15 protein-coding genes and 1 tRNA gene are annotated in these 18,630 nt (G+C 50.8%); 11 read left to right on the forward strand and 5 right to left on the reverse strand.

All coding sequences use genetic code 11. The features are described 5' to 3' along the window. Positions 1-121: 121 nt before the first annotated feature. The 3 genes from ACCW76_RS15720 to ACCW76_RS15730 form a co-directional block, all read right to left on the reverse strand. Positions 122-206, reverse strand: a tRNA-Tyr gene (locus ACCW76_RS15720). A 143-nt stretch (positions 207-349) separates the two neighbouring features. After that, complete coding sequence (gene purU / locus ACCW76_RS15725; RefSeq protein ID WP_034828882.1) at positions 350-1,198, reverse strand: formyltetrahydrofolate deformylase; 849 nt, start codon at positions 1,196-1,198, stop codon at positions 350-352. Positions 1,199-1,255: 57 nt separating this feature from the next. After that, positions 1,256-1,711: a YchJ family protein gene (locus ACCW76_RS15730; protein WP_436339105.1), complete on the reverse strand. Its 456-nt coding sequence runs from the start codon at positions 1,709-1,711 to the stop codon at positions 1,256-1,258. A 96-nt stretch (positions 1,712-1,807) separates the two neighbouring features. Between ACCW76_RS15730 and rssA the strand changes: the two genes are divergently transcribed. The 5 genes from rssA (at position 1,808) to ACCW76_RS15755 (ending at position 7,320) form a co-directional block, all read left to right on the forward strand. Further along, a complete protein-coding gene (gene rssA / locus ACCW76_RS15735; RefSeq protein WP_200536823.1) occupies positions 1,808-2,713 on the forward strand; it encodes a patatin-like phospholipase RssA in 906 nt (301 codons plus the stop codon). A gap of 102 nt (positions 2,714-2,815) precedes the next feature. Continuing rightward, positions 2,816-3,832, forward strand: coding sequence for a two-component system response regulator RssB (rssB, locus tag ACCW76_RS15740; protein ID WP_034828815.1), 1,017 nt, complete (start codon positions 2,816-2,818; stop codon positions 3,830-3,832). A gap of 193 nt (positions 3,833-4,025) precedes the next feature. Beyond that, complete coding sequence (gene galU, locus ACCW76_RS15745) at positions 4,026-4,934, forward strand: UTP--glucose-1-phosphate uridylyltransferase GalU (RefSeq protein WP_034828817.1); 909 nt, start codon at positions 4,026-4,028, stop codon at positions 4,932-4,934. A gap of 23 nt (positions 4,935-4,957) precedes the next feature. Beyond that, the gene (locus ACCW76_RS15750; RefSeq protein WP_436339108.1) at positions 4,958-6,298 is read left to right on the forward strand and encodes a UDP-glucose dehydrogenase family protein; all 1,341 of its coding nucleotides are present in this window, start codon (positions 4,958-4,960) and stop codon (positions 6,296-6,298) included. 14 nt (positions 6,299-6,312) lie between these two features. Then, on the forward strand, positions 6,313-7,320 hold the full coding sequence (locus tag ACCW76_RS15755) for an NAD-dependent epimerase (protein ID WP_436339109.1): 1,008 nt from the start codon (positions 6,313-6,315) through the stop codon (positions 7,318-7,320). Positions 7,321-7,416: 96 nt separating this feature from the next. Here ACCW76_RS15755 and hns read toward each other — a convergent pair whose 3' ends face one another. Next, positions 7,417-7,824: a histone-like nucleoid-structuring protein H-NS gene (gene hns, locus ACCW76_RS15760; protein ID WP_034828823.1), complete on the reverse strand. Its 408-nt coding sequence runs from the start codon at positions 7,822-7,824 to the stop codon at positions 7,417-7,419. A 417-nt stretch (positions 7,825-8,241) separates the two neighbouring features. Here hns and tdk point away from each other — a divergent pair, with 417 nt between their 5' ends. Further along, entirely contained in the window at positions 8,242-8,862 is a 621-nt protein-coding gene (tdk, locus tag ACCW76_RS15765) for a thymidine kinase (RefSeq protein WP_034828884.1), read from the forward strand. 52 nt (positions 8,863-8,914) lie between these two features. Here tdk and adhE read toward each other — a convergent pair whose 3' ends face one another. Next, positions 8,915-11,593: a bifunctional acetaldehyde-CoA/alcohol dehydrogenase gene (adhE, locus tag ACCW76_RS15770; RefSeq protein ID WP_034828825.1), complete on the reverse strand. Its 2,679-nt coding sequence runs from the start codon at positions 11,591-11,593 to the stop codon at positions 8,915-8,917. 444 nt (positions 11,594-12,037) lie between these two features. Here adhE and ACCW76_RS15775 point away from each other — a divergent pair, with 444 nt between their 5' ends. The 5 genes from ACCW76_RS15775 (at position 12,038) to oppC (ending at position 18,624) form a co-directional block, all read left to right on the forward strand. Further along, a complete protein-coding gene (locus tag ACCW76_RS15775) occupies positions 12,038-12,685 on the forward strand; it encodes a YchE family NAAT transporter (RefSeq protein ID WP_045816095.1) in 648 nt (215 codons plus the stop codon). Positions 12,686-13,260: 575 nt separating this feature from the next. Next, positions 13,261-14,901, forward strand: coding sequence for an ABC transporter substrate-binding protein (locus tag ACCW76_RS15780; RefSeq protein ID WP_436339111.1), 1,641 nt, complete (start codon positions 13,261-13,263; stop codon positions 14,899-14,901). Between the two features lie 159 nt (positions 14,902-15,060). After that, complete coding sequence (gene oppA / locus ACCW76_RS15785) at positions 15,061-16,698, forward strand: oligopeptide ABC transporter substrate-binding protein OppA (protein ID WP_045816097.1); 1,638 nt, start codon at positions 15,061-15,063, stop codon at positions 16,696-16,698. A gap of 81 nt (positions 16,699-16,779) precedes the next feature. Beyond that, complete coding sequence (gene oppB, locus ACCW76_RS15790) at positions 16,780-17,700, forward strand: oligopeptide ABC transporter permease OppB (RefSeq protein WP_038646657.1); 921 nt, start codon at positions 16,780-16,782, stop codon at positions 17,698-17,700. 15 nt (positions 17,701-17,715) lie between these two features. Beyond that, entirely contained in the window at positions 17,716-18,624 is a 909-nt protein-coding gene (gene oppC / locus ACCW76_RS15795) for an oligopeptide ABC transporter permease OppC (protein WP_045816098.1), read from the forward strand. The last annotated feature ends 6 nt before the right edge of the window (positions 18,625-18,630 follow it).

Here is an 18,630-nt window from a genome sequence, read left to right on the forward strand (position 1 = left end):
GAGAAGGATTCGAACCTTCGAAGTCGATGACGGCAGATTTACAGTCTGCTCCCTTTGGCCGCTCGGGAATCCCGCCAGGGATATAAAGCTCTTAACGATTCAGGCGGGGAGATTATTCAGATGGTGGCGGGAGAAGGATTCGAACCTTCGAAGTCGATGACGGCAGATTTACAGTCTGCTCCCTTTGGCCGCTCGGGAATCCCGCCACTGGCCTGAATAATGTGCCTGAAAGCGGGGCGCATCATACCAAATGCGCTCTGACTGTAAAGTGCTGAAAACAAAAATATGAATCGTTTGTCCACTTTTCATCCGTGGCGCTGAAGAGTTGCACAATTCAGCGCCAGGAAGCTTACAGAATGATGGTGCGGTTACCGTAAACGAACACGCGCTGGCCAAGCACTTTATACAGCGCACGGCTCAGGACATTCTTCTCGACATCACGCCCGGCACGCATCATCTCTTCTGCGGTGTAGCTATGGTCGACGTTGATCACGTCCTGCATGATGATTGGACCTTCATCCAGGTTGTCATTCACGTAGTGCGCGGTGGCACCGATAATTTTAACGCCACGCTCGTAAGCCTGATGGTAAGGGCGCGCGCCGATAAAGGCAGGCAGGAACGAGTGGTGAATGTTGATGATTTGATTAGGGTAACGCTGCACGAAGGCCGGTGTCAGCACACGCATGTATTTTGCCAAAACCACATAATCCGGCTGGTAACGATCAATTTCGTCACCCATGCGATTGTCATGCTCTTCGCGCGTCAGGCCTTCATGGCTGACCAGCACAAATGGAATATCGAAACGTTCAACCAGCGAGCGCAGTGTTTCATGGTTACCGATGACGGCAGCAATCTCCATATCGAGACCACCAAACGCGCATTTCATCAGTAAATCGCCCAGGCAGTGCGCCTCTTTAGTCACCAAAATCACCACGCGACGACGGCCGGCACTCTGCAATTCACGGACCGAACCTACTGGCAATGCGCTGTCGAGATCAGCCAGCAGGGTATTGTCGTTGAAAATTCCCTCCAGCTCTGTGCGCATGAAAAAGCGCCCGGTACGGTGATCGACAAACTCGTTGTTTTGCACAATGTTGAGTTCATGCTTGTAGCAAATGTTGGTGATCTTGGCGATCAGACCTTTCGCGTCTGGGCAAATGGTCCGTAAAACTTTTCGTTGCGTGTTTTGCGCTTGCATCTCGATCAGAGTCCTGTCAAAGCGATGAATGGTAAAGCCGTTGTGCATCTGTCCAGATTAACCACAACATTTTTTGTATTTTTTATCGGAGCCACAAGGACAGCGATCGTTGCGCCCCAGCTCGGGCACCGTTCCGTCGATATAGTACCAGCGTTGATCCTCACGAAGAAAGCGTGAACATTCATAGATGGCCGAAGTGCGCTCTTTTTCGCGGTAACGCGCAAAAAAGGTCACAAAGGCTTCATTCTCGTGGCTTCCATGATTACAACGGGTTACATTCAAGCCCAGCCATTCAGTGCCGGAAAAACTTTCAGATAATAACGTCTCAAGGTCGGCCACACGCTTACTGGAGTGCCAGGTCGCAGCCAGATAGTCCGCGTTCTTTTCAACATAGGCGGTATAGCGTGAACGCATTAATTGTTCAGCGCTGGCAGGGAATGCCTGACCGCTCAGAAAGGGCTGGCAACATAAGCTATACTGCTTTCCGCTGCAGCAGGGGCACTTTTCAGACACGTCATCTCCTGTGAGTGATTAAAGTTAATTAAAGTGTGCGCTATGGTAGCCGACTGCTGAGCGGGATGCTACGTACCAGACTAATCACGAGGTGCGATGAGAAAGGTGAGGATTGGGCTGGCCCTGGGTTCAGGTGCCGCCAAAGGTTGGGCGCACATTGGTGTGATTAATGCGCTGGAGCGTGCCGGCATTGAAATTGATGTGGTTGCAGGCTGCTCAGTCGGCGCGCTGGTGGGATCGGCGTACGTCAATGGGCGGCTGGGCGTAATGGAAAAGTGGGTGAGCGCATTTCGCTATTGGGACGTGATCCGCCTCATGGATCTGTCGTGGCAGCGTGGTGGTCTGCTTCGCGGTGATCGCGTGTTCAGCCACATCCGTCAGTTGATCCCCAATGAATTTATTGAGGGGTGCAATAAACCTTTTGGCGTGGTGGCCTCGAATTTAAGTACCGGCCGTGAGTTGTGGTTAACCGAAGGTGATTTGCATCAGGCAGTACGCGCGTCCTGTAGTATGCCAGGCTTATTACCACCTGTTGGCTACAATGGTTACTGGCTGGTGGATGGTGCCGTGGTCAATCCGGTACCGATATCTCTGACACGCGCCCTTGGCGCCGACATTGTCATCGCGGTGGACTTACAGCATGACGCGCATTTAATGCAGCAGGATTTATTGTCGGTGACACCACAGAGCGGCGAAGAAGAGGCCGCGGCTGAAGCATTAAGCTGGGGCAAAAAATTGCGCCAGCGCATACTGGGTCTGACGCACCGCCGGGCCAATCAAACGCCGGGCGCCATGGAGATCATGTCCACATCCATCCAGATTCTGGAAAACCGCCTTAAACGTAATCGTATGGCGGGCGATCCACCGGATGTGCTGATTCAACCGTTTTGTCCGCAGATATCCACACTGGATTTTCATCGTGCAGAAGAAGCCATTGCGGCAGGTAAAGCCGCCGTCGAGAAAAAAATGGATGAACTATTACCGCTGGTCCGTGGCAGATAATCAGGTTGTTCATTCACAGGCAGTGCGACTTCAGTCAATTCTGAAAGGCGCAACTGCGTTTTATGAACCACTATTGAAATATCTGGTACGCAGGGGGAGAGAATGGAAAAACCACTAATCGGCAAAAAGATACTCATTGTCGAAGATGAGGTCGTTTTCCGTTCGATGTTAGACACTATGTTGGTAGGGCTGGGAGCCAGCACGCTGGAAGCGGGAGATGGCCTCGATGGCTTAACCTTACTGTCGGCTCAAGCCGTGGATCTGGTGATTTGCGATCTGGAGATGCCGCGCATGGGGGGGCTTCAGTTCGTCGAACGTATTCGCAGTCGCGGCAATAGCGTGCCAATTTTGATCATCTCCGCCACGCAGAACATGGCAGATATTGCGCATGTCCTGCGCCTTGGGGTTCAGGATGTTCTGCTTAAGCCGCTCAGAAACCTCGAGCGTTTTCGTGAAGCTGTATATGAGTGTCTTTATCCTTCGATGTTCACTTCTAAAGTTGAGGAAGATGAACAGCTGTTTCAGGACTGGGATGCACTGGTTCGCGATCCTTTAGCTGCGTCTAAGCTATTGAAGCAGTTGCAACCGCCGGTTCAGCAAACCATCGCCAATTGCCGCATTAACTATCGCCAACTGACCATGGCTGAACAGCCGGGGCTGGTGCTGGATATTGCCGCGTTGTCCGACAAGGATTTGGCCTTCTACTGTCTTGATGTGACCCGAGCAGGCGATAATGGCGTGTTGGCCGCCTTACTGTTGCGCGCGCTGTTCAACGGCCTGTTACAGGAACAACTTTCCGGACAGAAACAACGCTTGCCTGAGTTAAACGGCCTGCTGCGCCAGGTCAATATGCTGTTACGCCAGGCCAATCTCAGTGGCCAGTTCCCCTTGCTGGTGGGGTACTACCATCGTCAGTTGAAAAACCTGATTCTGGTCTCCGCTGGCCTCAACGCCACATTGCACATTAACACCCATCAGATTCAACTCAGTAATGGCGTGCCGCTTGGTACTATGGGCAGTACGCACCTCAATCAGATCAGTCAACGCGCGGATGCCTGGCAGTGCCATGTGTGGGGCGCGGGTGGCAGGCTACGGCTGATGTTATCGGCTGAAGAATAAGCGATTGGATTTATATTTTTTGCGGGCTGGAGACAGGACCAGGGGTAAGCTTTACACTTGGGTAATAGTCTTAAATTCCGCGGATTAGCTCCATCCAGGATAAATCCGTCTGATAGTAACTGATATACTCATTTCGTTTTTAAACCGACATATCAAGTATTAACTTGAACGGCCTATTAAGAGAGGTATTTAGATGTCTGCCTATAAGTCTAAAGTAAAAAAAGCGGTAATCCCGGTTGCAGGTCTGGGTACGCGTATGCTGCCTGCTACTAAAGCTATTCCAAAAGAGATGTTACCGCTGGTCGATAAGCCGCTGATCCAATATGTCGTGAATGAGTGTATCGCTGCGGGCATTAACGAAATCGTGTTGGTTACACACTCTTCTAAAAACGCCATCGAAAACCATTTTGATACCAGTTTTGAACTGGAATCCATGCTGGAAAAACGCGTTAAGCGTCAGCTGTTGGACGAAATCCAGTCTATCTGTCCTCCACACGTGACCATCATGCAGGTGCGTCAGGGTATTGCGAAAGGCCTTGGCCACGCAGTGATGTGTGCACATCCACTGGTCGGTGATGAGCCGGTTGCCGTGATTCTGCCGGATGTGATCATCGACGAGTACGAATCTGATCCGACCAAAGACAACCTGGCAGAAATGCTGGCGCGTTACGAAGAAAGCGGCCGCAGCCAGATTATGGTAGAGCCGGTTGCTGATGTGACCGCTTACGGTGTCGTTGACTGCAAAGGTGCTGACCTGGCGCCAGGCCAGAGCGCGCCGATGGTGGGTGTGGTTGAGAAGCCTAAAGCTTCTGAAGCGCCATCTAACCTCGCGGTTGTGGGTCGTTACGTGCTGTCTGCTGACATCTGGCCTCTGCTGGCGAAAACCCCTCCAGGTGCTGGCGGCGAAGTTCAGCTGACTGACTCCATCGCCATGCTGATGGAAAAAGAGACCGTTGAAGCCTATCACCTGACCGGTGTAAGCCATGACTGCGGTAACAAACTGGGTTATATGCAGGCTTTCGTTGAGTATGGCGTTCGTCATCCAGTACTGGGTAAAGACTTTACTCAATGGCTGGAAGGCGCTGTAGGCAACAAAAAGTAATTCATTAAACACAGGATAATTCAATGAAAGTCACTGTATTTGGTATCGGCTATGTCGGTCTGGTTCAGGCTGCGGTGTTAGCCGAAGTCGGACATGACGTTCTCTGTATTGATGTCGATGAAAAGAAAGTCGAAAACCTGAAAAAAGGCCATATTCCGATTTTCGAACCGGGTTTGACGCCGCTGGTGATGTCTAACTATGAAGCGGGTCGCCTGAAGTTCAGCACCAATGCAGAAGAGGGTGTTAACCACGGTGTAATGCAATTTATTGCTGTGGGTACGCCGCCGGATGAAGACGGTTCTGCCGATCTGAAATATGTGACTGCGGTTGCGCGGACAATTGCAGCGCACATGAACGATCATAAAGTGGTGATCGATAAATCTACCGTCCCTGTGGGAACGGCTGATCGTGTGCGTGCAGTAATGGCCGAGACGCTGCAAAAACGTGATGTGAACATCCCGTTTGATGTGGTTTCTAACCCTGAATTCCTCAAGGAAGGGGCTGCAGTAAGCGACTGTATGCGTCCTGAGCGCATCGTAGTGGGTACCGATAACGACGAAGTGGTTGAGTTGTTGCGTGAGCTTTATGAGCCATTCAATCGCAATCACGATCGTATGATTCTGATGGATATTCGCAGTGCAGAGCTGACCAAGTACGCAGCGAACTGCATGCTGGCGACCAAAATCAGCTTCATGAACGAAATCTCTAACCTGGCAGAACGTTTGGGAGCCGACGTTGAGAAAGTCCGCCAGGGGATTGGTTCAGATTCACGTATTGGTTATCACTTCATCTACCCTGGCTGTGGCTACGGTGGTTCGTGCTTCCCGAAAGACGTGCAGGCGCTGATTCGCACTGCTGAGTCGATTGGTTACACGCCGCGTCTGTTGCAGGCGGTAGAAGATGTGAATGATTCACAGAAGAACAAACTGCCGAGCTTCATCAAGCGTCATTTTGGCGACGATCTGCGTGGCAAAACCTTTGCTCTCTGGGGCCTGGCGTTTAAACCTAATACCGACGATATGCGTGAAGCCTCCAGCCGTGTGCTGATGGAAACGCTGTGGGAAGCGGGTGCGACCATTCAGGCATTTGACCCGGAAGCAATGGAAGAAGCGCAGCGTATTTATGGCCACCGCGACGATCTGAAGCTGACCGGTACCAAAGAAGCGGCGTTGCAGGGTGCTGATGGCCTGGTCATTTGTACTGAATGGCAGAACTTCCGTGCGCCAGATTTCGACGTTATCAAAACCGCGTTAAAACAACCCGTGATTTTTGATGGTCGTAACCTGTATGATCCGGAACGTATCAGCAAACGCGGCTTTACGTATTACGCTATCGGCCGCGGAGCATCAATTCAAATTGTGTAATAAATGAGGGATGTATGAAGTTTTTGGTTACCGGTGCGGCAGGTTTTATTGGATTTCACGTGAGTCAGCGTTTGCTGGCCGCCGGTCACCAGGTCGTCGGTATCGATAACCTGAATGACTATTACGATGTCAGCCTGAAACAAGCGCGCTTAGACCAGATCCTTCAGCATCCCGAGTTTATTTTCCTGAAAATGGACCTGGCAGATCGCCAGGCCATTTCTTCATTATTTGATGATCATGCATTTGATCGCGTGATCCATCTGGGTGCGCAAGCGGGCGTTCGTTATTCAATTGATAACCCACACGCTTACGCCGATGCCAATCTCATTGGCCACCTCAATATTCTCGAAGGGTGCCGCCATCATAAAGTTGGCCACCTGCTGTATGCGTCATCCAGCTCAGTGTATGGGCTTAACCGCAAAATGCCTTTCTCAACGGATGATTCTGTTGACCATCCTATTTCTCTGTATGCGGCCACCAAAAAAGCCAACGAATTGATGTCGCATACTTATTCCCATTTGTACCAGTTGCCCACCACCGGTCTGCGCTTCTTTACTGTTTACGGTCCGTGGGGACGTCCGGATATGGCGTTGTTCAAATTCACCCGCGCAATGCTGGCTGGTGAGCAAATTGACGTCTATAACCGTGGGCAAATGACCCGAGATTTCACTTACATTGATGATATTGCTGAAGCTATCGTGCGCATGCAGGATGTGATTCCGCAGGCTGATGAAAACTGGACCGTGGAAGCAGGATCGCCGGCCACCAGTTCTGCGCCATACCGTGTTTACAATATCGGCAACAGCCAGCCGACCAGCCTGATGACCTATATCGAGTCACTGGAAAAAGCGTTGGGCATTGAAGCGAAGAAAAATATGCTGCCGATGCAGCCGGGAGATGTGCTCAATACCAGTGCGGATACCCAGCCGTTATATGACGCGATTCAGTTCCGTCCGCATACCCGGGTTGAGCAGGGCGTGCAGAACTTTGTTGATTGGTATCGTCGCTTCTATCAGCAATAACGACGCATTAAAAAAGGAAGCCAGCGGCTTCCTTTTTCTTACCCGGTGTAAAGTGAACTCACGTTAGCGTTATTCACAATTCGAAGCACTGGAAAATTACAGCAGGAAATCGTCCAGTTGTTTACCTTGTTCTTCAATCGCTTTTTTAATCACTGCTGGTGTACGACCCTGACCTGTCCAGGTACGATTTTCACCATTTTCATCAACGTAAGAATACTTGGCAGGACGTGCAGCACGCTTGGTTTTACCCGGTGCTTTGGTCTCAGAAAGTGCCTGTAACAGTTCGTTTGGATCGATACCATCCGCAATCAGCATTTCACGGTATTGTTCCAGTTTGCGGTTACGTTCAGCATTTTCAGCCTGCGCGTGAGTTTCTTCTTCACGACGCTCATTGACGACAACCTCGAGTTTTTCCAGCATCTCTTCCAGTGTTTCCAGAGTGCATTCCCGAGCTTGCGCGCGCAATGTACGGATATTATTAAGAATTTTAAGTGCTTCGCTCATTGTCCTAATCTCAAAATATAATAAATGGGAGTTGTTCTGCCGACTCATAATAGTGGGGCTAAAAAATAACTGCAATAGTCAGATTAAAAAGTAAAACGTAAAGTAAAAACCAGAAATCACATTGTATAACGGTTTACAAATATATTTACCATTAGCGCTTAGATCTGAAGCCTTGATTATCCGCGTGTGCCACCGTGACGTTGTGCTAATCCTTACACTTTGGCGGTAATAATGCTGAATAAATTCTCAGCATAGATTGTTCTTTGCCAAAAAGTGCTGTTTTAACTTCGATGATGAATCACGTACCTGCCATTGTCGTTAATTTGAGCAAATGATAAAAATAATGCATCGCTACAGGTTTACTTGTTTATGGTAAACTGCGCGCCATCAGATTTGTGCTGCGATGAGATTCTGCATATGGCCCAACTTTATTTTTATTACTCCGCGATGAACGCGGGTAAATCCACTGCTTTGCTTCAGTCCTCCTATAACTATCAGGAGCGCGGCATGCGCACTCTGGTGTATACCGCCGAGATTGATGATCGCTTTGGTGCGGGCAAGGTAAGCTCGCGGATTGGTCTTTCGTCTCCTGCTTTTTTATATAACGCTGCGACACAATTAAATCAGGAAATAGCCAGGGAGCATGCGAAGCAACCGGTTCATTGTGTGCTGGTGGATGAGAGTCAGTTCCTGACACGTGAGCAAGTCAGAGCGTTATCGGATGTGGTCGACAATATGGATATTCCCGTATTGTGTTATGGATTACGCACTGATTTTCGCGGCGAGCTCTTTACCGGCAGTCAATATTTGCTGGCATGGGCAGATAAACTGGTCGAGCTTAAAACCATCTGCCATTGTGGCCGTAAAGCCAGCATGGTATTGCGCCTTGATGCCAACGGTAAACCGTTCAGCGAAGGAGAGCAGGTGGTGATTGGCGGCAATGAGCGATATATTTCTGTCTGCCGTAAACACTATAAACAGGCGATTGATGAAGGATCGTTAAAAGCTATCTATGGTGCGCAATCTCCGCACGCTTGATTATTTAGTGATAAAAAAACCCGCCGCAGCGGGTTTTTTGTTTTTTAGCCGGTTAGGCTTTTTTGGTCTTTTTCTCGATTTTCACCGTTTTATCATCGGCGGCTTCAGCAACTGGGCCTTCAGCTTCAGAGAATTCGCGGCCGTAGAAGGTATCCAGCATGATTTGCTTCAATTCAGCAATCAGCGGATAACGTGGGTTCGCACCGGTACACTGGTCATCAAACGCGTCGTCTGCCAGCTTATCGACTTTCGCCAGGAAATCGGCTTCCTGCACGCCTGCTTCACGGATAGAGGTTGGGATGCCCAGCTGAGTTTTCATCTCTTCCAGCCATGCCAGCAGTTTTTCAATTTTCTGGGCAGTGCGGTCACCCTGTGCACTCAATCCAAGATGGTCGGCAATTTCAGCGTAGCGACGACGTGCCTGTGGGCGATCGTACTGGCTGAAAGCCGTCTGCTTGGTTGGGTTATCATTCGCGTTGTAACGGATGACGTTGCAAATCAGCAGGGCGTTGGCTAAACCGTGCGGAATGTGGAACTCCGAGCCCAGCTTATGCGCCATGGAGTGACACACACCGAGGAAGGCGTTGGCGAAGGCGATACCGGCGATGGTTGCCGCATTATGCACACGTTCACGCGCCACGGGATTCTTCGCACCCTCACGATAGCTGGCAGGCAGGTTCTCTTTCAGCAGTTTCAGTGCCTGCAGCGCCTGGCCATCAGAGTACTCATTTGCAAGGACAGAGACATAGGCTTCCAGAGAGTGAGTCACCGCATCCAGACCACCAAATGCACAGAGCGAGCGTGGCATATCCATCACCAGATTGGCATCCACAATCGCCATATCAGGCGTCAGTGCATAGTCCGCTAACGGATATTTCTGGCCGGTCGCATCGTCAGTGACCACCGCAAACGGCGTGACTTCAGAACCGGTACCGGAAGTGGTGGTGATGGCCACCATACGCGCTTTCACACCCATTTTCGGGAACTTGTAGATACGTTTACGGATATCCATGAAACGCAGCGCCAGCTCTTCGAAGTGAGTTTCAGGATGTTCGTACATTACCCACATGATTTTCGCGGCATCCATTGGCGAACCGCCACCAAGGGCGATAATCACATCAGGTTTGAAGCTATTCATCTGCTCAGCACCTTTACGTACGATGCTCAGCGTTGGGTCCGCTTCAACTTCAAAGAACACTTCGGTTTCAATGCCGTGGGCTTTCAGCACGCGAGTGACTTGATCGGCGTAGCCATTGTTAAACAGGAAACGGTCGGTGACGATAAAGGCGCGTTTAGCTCCGTCGGTGGCGACTTCCTCCAGGGCAATCGGCAGTGAACCACGACGGAAGTAGATAGACTTCGGAAGTTTATGCCACAACATATTTTCTGCTCGCTTGGCCACGGTTTTCTTGTTGATCAGGTGTTTAGGTCCGACGTTCTCAGAAATTGAGTTACCGCCCCAGGAACCACAACCCAGCGTCAACGATGGCGCAAGTTTGAAGTTATACAGGTCGCCAATACCGCCTTGCGAAGCGGGTGTGTTAATCAGAATACGGGCGGTCTTCATTTTGTCGCCAAAGAAGTGCACGCGCTCGTGTTGGTTATCCTGGTCAGTGTAGAGACAAGAGGTATGGCCGATACCGCCCATAGCCACCAGTTTTTCTGCTTTATCTACCGCGTCGTAATAATCTTTTGCACGATACATCGCCAGGGTTGGCGACAGTTTTTCGTGGGCAAACGGTTCAGACTCATCCACCAGCTTCACTTCGCCGATGAGAATTTTAGTGGTCGCAGGGACGCTGATACCGGCCAGTTCAGCAATTTTTGCCGCAGGCTGACCAACGATAGCGGCATTCAGCGCGCCATTTTTCAGGATGATATCCTGAATGGCTTTCAACTCTTTGCCCTGCAGCAGATAGCCGCCGTGGCTGGCGAAGCGTTCGCGAACCGCATCGTACACCGAGTCCACCACGATGACTGACTGCTCGGACGCACAAATGACGCCGTTATCGAAGGTTTTGGACATCAGGATAGAAGCGACTGCGCGTTTGATATCGGCGGTTTCATCGATAACCACAGGCGTATTACCGGCACCGACACCAATCGCCGGTTTACCGGAACTGTATGCGGCTTTTACCATGCCTGGGCCACCGGTGGCCAGTATCAGGTTGATATCAGGGTGATGCATTAACTGGTTAGACAGTTCTACTGAAGGGACATCGATCCAGCCAATAATGTCTTTCGGCGCACCGGCAGCAATGGCGGCCTGCAACACAATGTCGGCTGCTTTGTTGGTGGCATCTTTGGCGCGTGGATGTGGTGAGAAGATGATGCCGTTACGGGTTTTAAGGCTGATCAATGCTTTAAAAATGGCGGTTGAGGTCGGGTTAGTGGTCGGGACGATACCGCAAATCAGGCCAATCGGCTCAGCGATGGTGATAGTACCGAAGGTGTCATCCGTATCCAGCACACCGCAGGTTTTCTCATCTTTATAGGCGTTGTAGATATATTCAGAAGCGAAGTGGTTTTTGATCACTTTATCTTCAACGATACCCATGCCCGATTCGGCGACGGCCATTTTGGCGAGGGGGATACGGGCATCAGCAGCGGCGAGTGCAGCAGCGCGGAAAATGGTATCAACTTGTTCCTGACTAAAGTTGGCGTATTCACGCTGTGCCTTTTTAACACGCTCTACCAGTGCATTAAGTTCGGCAACATTTGTAACGGCCATAGTGCTCTCCTGAAGGAAGTTAAACTCTTTTAGTAAGCAAGCCTGAGTCCGAAAGTATAGTCGCGCTATGCTTATACGTTGTTCAGAGTGGCGAGTAGATTGCCGTTGCTTACTAAAAGGGTTTCCAGGATAAGATGCTTACGCCTATTTCAATAGTTTCGATGGGGTAAGATTACCCCTGATGAGGTAGGCAAATTTTGATGTGGATCAATCTGGCGCCAAGCTGACACCTTTCAGCACCGACTTTAGCAACTAAAGTAACTCATTAAGCGGTTTTGGCTGGTTGAGATGACGTGAGGTGGGTGACGACCCCTTGTTCGCAGAGGAATAAACTGGAAGTAAGTGGAAATAGCAGCATATATTTCCGCTTACCCCACTGGTTTTCCGTCCGGCTTATGCACTACATTAAGCGCGATTTGAAACACTACCTTCGTGGAGCTCACCGTGAACCCCGTGCTACTTGATTTTTCCGGCTACGTTAAGTTTTTTGTCGGTTTATTTGCCCTGGTTAATCCCGTAGGGATCATCCCCGTGTTTATCAGCATGACCAGCTACCAGGCGGTCGCTGAGCGGAATAAAACCAACTTTACGGCAAATCTTGCTGTGGCGATCATTCTCTGGACCTCACTGTTCCTGGGGGATGCCATTCTCCATTTGTTTGGCATTTCCATTGACTCATTCCGTATCGCCGGGGGCATTCTGGTGGTAACAATCGCGATGTCGATGATCAGCGGCAAGCTGGGCGAGGATAAGCAAAACAAGCAAGAAAAGTCAGAAACCGCGATTCGTGAAAGTATTGGTGTGGTGCCACTGGCCTTGCCCTTGATGGCCGGCCCGGGTGCGATCAGTTCGACCATCGTCTGGAGCACGCGTTACCACAGCTGGATAAACCTGATCGGTTTCACTATCGCCATTGCGATTTTCGCTTTCTGCTGTTGGTTGCTGTTTCGGGCTGCCCCTTTAATGGTGCGCGTTTTAGGGCAAACAGGCATTAACGTGATTACCCGAATCATGGGATTACTATTAATGGCACTGGGGATTGAGTTTGTTGTCACCGGAATGAAAGCGATATTTCCGGGTTTGCTGAATTAAATTGTCGGTGTTTTCAGTTAAAAAATAACTTTCGTGATCCATGTTGGTGCAATAGGCCAGTATTTTGCACCAATAGGGTGAAATTATTCGGCTGGCTTAATATGATTTGCCTATTATCACTTTTGCTACTACTTTTCCTTCCTGCGCCAGTTCATCAATAAATATATGTGATAATTATCACAGTATATTTCACTGCCATATTCATTTTAATTAGTCACTATTCGGATGTTTTATCGTCTCAAATAACGTTTCATATTGTTAGTCGAGGGTTTGGCAGCGTTAACAGTAAAATGGCGGGTTGCAGAGCTTTATTGGCGAGAAAATCGACTGAATGATGGCTTATTGCTTATAAAACATTTACTTAAACAATATTTCAGGGTAAAAATTAACACTTCTCCTGTCGCGGACTCCATGATAAAAGAGAATTAGCTAACATTTTTGCTGTTTAGCTTTGGCGTGCGGGCATCGGTTCTGATAATTTTCGGCTCATCACAAATTTTTTCCCTGTTCGCGACAAATGTGTACGCTTCTTGCTTACTCGCTATCAGGTTTTTATTTAAGGTTGATATTTGTTGATGAAAAGCATGGTAGCGAAAAAGGTTGCGCGCACGTCTTTGGCGCTTTGTCTGGCAGGTGCAGGTTTTGTCTCTCACAGTCAGGCAGCTGACATCCCGGCTGGGACGCAATTATCCGCAACACAGCGCATCGTCATCAACAACGGCAGTGAAGTGTCTTCTCTCGATCCGCAAAAAACGGAAGGGGTGCCTGAATCCAACGTTATCCGCAATTTGCTCGAAGGGCTGGTTGAGACCGATAACAACGGTCAGATTGTGCCCGGCGTTGCAACGCAGTGGAGCAACCAGCAAGGGCGTATCTGGACCTTCACCCTGCGTCAAGATGCGCGCTGGAGCAACGGTGAACCCGTCACCGCGCAAGATTTCGTCTACAGCTGGCAGCGTCTGGCCGATCCGAAAACAGCTTCACCCTATGCCAGTTATTTGCAAGCCGCCCATATCGCCAACATCGACGCCATTTTGGCGGGCAAAGCCTCGCCGGATTCACTGGGCGTGAAAGCGATTGATGCGCATCACCTCGAAGTGACACTCACTGAGCCTGTTCCCTATTTTGTCGATATGCTGGCCCACACCGCGATGAAGCCGGTGTATCGCGCGGCGATTGAAAAATTCGGCGAGCAGTGGACCCAACCGCAGAACTATGTGGGAAATGGTGCCTACACGCTGGCTGACTGGGTAGTGAATGAAAAGATTGTCCTGAAGCGTAATCCGCAATATTGGGATAACGCGCACAGCGTGATTGATGAGGGCGTTTTTCTGCCGCTCTCTTCCGAAAACAGTGACATCAACCGCTATCGCAGCGGCGGCACGGACATGACCAATAGCGTGGTGCCTCCTGATTTGTTCAAGAAGTTGCAGCAGGATTTGGGCGATCAAGTCAAAGTCAGCCCTGTGCTCTGCACCTTCTACTATGAGATGAATAACAAAAAAGCCCCGTTCGATGATGCCAGGGTACGAACAGCGCTGAAGCTGACGCTCGATCGTGACATCATCGCCGACAAGATCATGGGGCAAGGTCAGATCCCCGCCTATGCGCTGACGCCGCCATTTACGCACGGCATCTCGCCTGAAGCGCCGGCATGGTCGAAGCAAACTCAGGCCGAGCGCAACGCCAGTGCGAAGCAACTGCTGGCAGAAGCAGGCTTCAATGCTCAGCATCCGCTGCGTTTCACGCTGCTCTATAACACCTCTGAACAGAACAAACGGCAGGCCATCGCTGCCGCCTCAATGTGGCAAAAGAATCTCGGTGCCGAAGTGACGCTACAAAACCAGGAGTGGAAAACGCTGCTGGAGACACGCCATCAGGCACAATACGATGTGGTGCGTGCGACATGGTGCTCGGATTATAACGAGCCCTCAACCTTCCTTAACATGCTGTTGAGCGGATCGTCCATTAACACCGCATTTTATCACAGCGATGCTTTCGATAAATTGATGGCGCAAACCCTGACGGTTGCCGATAACACTCAACGGGCATCTTTGTATCAGCAGGCCGAAGCGCAGCTGGATAAGGACTCGCCCATCGTGCCGGTTTACTATCGCGTCAGCGTTCGTCTGGTGAAACCCTGGGTAGGCGGTTTTACCGGCAAGGATCCGCAAGATATGCTGGCATTGAAATACTATTACATAAAGAAACATTGAGTAATATGTGGAACCGGCGCTACAGTCGGACGGCACATTAACGTGGTAAACCCTGAAGGGTGATAGTGGTCTCTGTTCAGACAGGCAGAGATCTCCCGGAAACGGGGTACGCCGGGCAGTTCACTGACCCGGTGACGATAATAAAACTGGAGCTAAGTAATGAACAACATCACGAAAAAAAGCCTGATTGCCGCAGGCGTTCTTGCAGCAATCGGCGCACTGGCAGGGAATGCCGCTTTGGCCGCAGTGCCAGCAGGCGTTGAATTGGCAGCAAAACAGGAGCTGGTACGTGGTAACGGTGATGAAGTGCAATCACTCGACCCACATAAAATTGAAGGCGTGCCGGAAGATAACATCGCACGCGATCTGTACGAAGGTCTGATCATCAGCGACAGCGATGGCAAACCGGTTCCGGGCGTAGCGGAAAGCTGGGAAAACAAAGATTTTAAAGTCTGGACTTTCCATCTGCGTAAAAATGCCAAATGGTCCAATGGTGAGCCGGTAACGGCACAAGATTTCGTGTACAGCTGGGAGCGTTTAGTCGATCCTAAAACTGCATCTCCTTACGCCAGCTATCCACAGTACGGCCACATCCTGAATGTCGATGACATCATTGCCGGTAAAAAACCGATCACCGATCTCGGTGTGAAAGCCATTGACGATCATACGCTGGAAGTGACCCTCAGCGAGCCGGTTCCTTACTTCTACAAGCTGCTGATCAACTCCGTGATGTCTCCGGTGTATAAACCAGCCATCGATAAGTTTGGCGATCAGTGGACGCAGCCGCAAAACTGGGTCGGCAACGGTGCCTTCAAGCTGGAATCACACGTCATCAACGAACGTGTCACCATCGTGCGTAACCCAGAATACTGGGATAACGCGCATACCGTGCTGAATAAGGTGACCTTCCTGCCAATTAACTCAGAAGTCAGTGACGTGAACCGTTACTTCTCTGAAAATGGCAGCGACATCACTTATAACAACATGCCGATCGAGCTGTTCAAAAAACTGCAGCGTGATAACGGCAAAGAGTTGATGGTGAAGCCGTATCTCTGCACCTATTACTATGAAATCAACAACCAGAAAGCGCCATTCACCGATCCGCGCGTGCGTACTGCGCTGAAACTGGGTCTGGATCGCGACATCATGGTGAACAAGGTGCTGGCGCAGGGTCAGTTACCCGCCTACAGCTTCACCCCACCAGCCACCGATGGTATGGAATTGCTGCCGCCAGACTGGTTCAAGTGGGATCAGAACAAGCGTAACGAAGAAGCGAAAAAACTGCTGGCTGAAGCCGGTTATACCGCTGATAAGCCATTGACCTTCAACCTGCTGTATAACACCTCGGATCTGCATAAGAAACTGGCTATCGCCGCTTCTTCGATCTGGAAAAAGAACATCGGCGTCAACATCAAGCTGGAAAACCAGGAGTGGAAAACCTTCCTGGATACCCGCCATCAGGGCAACTTCGATGTTTCCCGTGCGGCCTGGTGTGCAGACTATAACGAGCCAACCTCGTTCCTGAACATCATGCTGTCTGACAGCAGCAGTAACACCTCGCACTATAAGAGCGCGGACTTCGATAAAGTGATCCACGATGCGGTGAAAGCGGTTGACGATAAAGCCCGTGTCGCGGATTACCAGAAAGCTGAGCAGATTCTGGATAAAGACAGCACCATCGTGCCGGTTTACTACTACGTGAATGCGCGTCTGGTGAAACCGTACGTTGGCGGTTACACCGGCAATGACCCGCTGGATAAAACCCTCGATAAAAACCTGTATATCATTAAACATTAATAGCACTCAGGCTATCGACAGTGGCGGCGCTGTAGCGCCGCCTTTTTGACTTTGTGAAGCAACAGCCTGGTAGGTACGGCAATGTTAAAATTCATCCTGCGTCGGCTTCTGGAAGCGATCCCGACGCTCTTCATCCTGATCACCATCTCCTTCTTTATGATGCGACTGGCACCCGGCAGTCCGTTTACCGGCGAACGTACGCTCTCGCCTGAAGTGATGGCGAACATCGAAGCCAAATATCACCTGAACGATCCGATCGGCAAACAGTACGTCAGTTATTTAGTGCAACTGGCGCACGGCGACTTTGGTCCATCGTTTAAGTACAAAGATTACTCCGTAAACTATCTGGTCGGCCACGCCTTCCCGGTTTCGGCCAAACTCGGCCTCGCCGCCTTCTTCCTTGCTGTCATCCTCGGCGTGACGGCCGGCGTTATTGCCGCGCTTAAGCAAAACAGTTTGTGGGATTACGCGGTGATGGGGGTCGCCATGACGGGCGTCGTGATACCCAGCTTTGTCGTTGCGCCGCTGCTGGTGCTGGTCTTCGCCATCACCTTGCGCTGGTTGCCGGGCGGTGGCTGGAACGGCGGGCAGTGGAATTACATGCTGCTGCCGATGGTGGCGCTGTCTCTGGCCTATATCGCCAGCATCGCACGTATCACCCGTGGCTCGATGATTGAAGTGATGCACTCCAACTTTATCCGCACTGCGCGCGCCAAAGGGTTGCCGCTGCGTCGTATCGTACTGCGCCATGCATTGAAACCTGCCATGTTACCCGTGCTCTCGTATATGGGGCCGGCATTCGTCGGCATCATCACCGGTTCAATGGTGATCGAATCGATTTACGGTCTGCCGGGTATTGGCCAACTGTTTGTCAACGGCGCCCTGAACCGTGACTATTCTTTGGTGATGAGTCTGACCATTTTGGTCGGCGTGTTGACCATTCTGTTTAACGCGATTGTTGATGTGCTGTATGCCGTCATCGATCCGAAAATTCGTTACTGATTCTGGAGTTCGCCCATGATGTTAAGTAAGAAAAACAGCGAAGCTCTGGATGCCTTCAGTGAAAAACTGGAAGTCGAAGGGCGCAGCCTGTGGCAGGATGCGCGTCGCCGCTTCATCCATAACCGCGCTGCGCTGATCAGTTTGCTGGTGTTGTTAGCGATTACCTTGTTCGTGATCTTTGCGCCGGTATTGTCGCAGTTTAAATTTGATGATACCGACTGGGGCATGATGTCTGCGGCACCGGATACGGTATCAGGACACTGGTTTGGTACCGACTCATCGGGACGTGACTTGCTGGTGCGCGTGGCGATTGGCGGTCGTATCTCATTAATGGTCGGCATTGCCTCCGCGTTGATCGCGGTGCTGGTGGGCACGCTGTATGGTTCGCTGGCGGGCTATCTCGGCGGCAAAATCGACTCCGTGATGATGCGTATTCTGGAAATCCTCAACTCCTTCCCGTTCATGTTCTTCGTGATCCTGCTGGTGACCTTCTTCGGCCGTAATATCCTGCTGATCTTTGTGGCGATCGGCATGGTGTCGTGGCTGGATATGGCGCGTATCGTGCGTGGCCAGACGCTGGGCCTGAAGCGCAAAGAGTTTATTGAAGCGGCTCAGGTGGGTGGGGTGTCGACCTTCAACATCGTGCTGCGTCACATCGTGCCAAACGTGCTGGGTGTGGTCGTGGTCTATGCCTCATTGCTGGTACCCAGCATGATTCTGTTTGAATCCTTCCTCAGTTTCCTTGGGTTGGGTACGCAAGAGCCGCTAAGCAGTTGGGGCGCACTCCTGAGTGACGGCGCCAACTCCATGGAAGTCTCGCCCTGGTTGCTGATGTTCCCGGCGGGTTTCCTCGTGGTTACGCTGTTCTGTTTCAACTTTATCGGCGATGGCCTGCGTGATGCCCTCGACCCGAAAGATCGTTAAGGAGTT

Source organism: Pantoea sp. C8B4 (assembly GCF_051336905.1).
Taxonomy (GTDB): Bacteria; Pseudomonadota; Gammaproteobacteria; order Enterobacterales; family Enterobacteriaceae; genus Pantoea; species Pantoea rwandensis_B.

Excerpts from the sequence above, each read along its gene's own strand:
- purU (WP_034828882.1), bottom strand. The coding sequence starts at position 1,198 with ATGCAAGCGCAAAACACGCAACGAAAAGTTTTACGGACCATTTGCCCA.
- rssA (WP_200536823.1), top strand. The coding sequence starts at position 1,808 with ATGAGAAAGGTGAGGATTGGGCTGGCCCTGGGTTCAGGTGCCGCCAAA.
- rssB (WP_034828815.1), top strand. The coding sequence starts at position 2,816 with ATGGAAAAACCACTAATCGGCAAAAAGATACTCATTGTCGAAGATGAG.
- galU (WP_034828817.1), top strand. The coding sequence starts at position 4,026 with ATGTCTGCCTATAAGTCTAAAGTAAAAAAAGCGGTAATCCCGGTTGCA.
- ACCW76_RS15750 (WP_436339108.1), top strand. The coding sequence starts at position 4,958 with ATGAAAGTCACTGTATTTGGTATCGGCTATGTCGGTCTGGTTCAGGCT.
- ACCW76_RS15755 (WP_436339109.1), top strand. The coding sequence starts at position 6,313 with ATGAAGTTTTTGGTTACCGGTGCGGCAGGTTTTATTGGATTTCACGTG.
- hns (WP_034828823.1), bottom strand. The coding sequence starts at position 7,824 with ATGAGCGAAGCACTTAAAATTCTTAATAATATCCGTACATTGCGCGCG.
- tdk (WP_034828884.1), top strand. The coding sequence starts at position 8,242 with ATGGCCCAACTTTATTTTTATTACTCCGCGATGAACGCGGGTAAATCC.
- adhE (WP_034828825.1), bottom strand. The coding sequence starts at position 11,593 with ATGGCCGTTACAAATGTTGCCGAACTTAATGCACTGGTAGAGCGTGTT.
- ACCW76_RS15780 (WP_436339111.1), top strand. The coding sequence starts at position 13,261 with ATGAAAAGCATGGTAGCGAAAAAGGTTGCGCGCACGTCTTTGGCGCTT.
- oppA (WP_045816097.1), top strand. The coding sequence starts at position 15,061 with ATGAACAACATCACGAAAAAAAGCCTGATTGCCGCAGGCGTTCTTGCA.
- oppB (WP_038646657.1), top strand. The coding sequence starts at position 16,780 with ATGTTAAAATTCATCCTGCGTCGGCTTCTGGAAGCGATCCCGACGCTC.
- oppC (WP_045816098.1), top strand. The coding sequence starts at position 17,716 with ATGATGTTAAGTAAGAAAAACAGCGAAGCTCTGGATGCCTTCAGTGAA.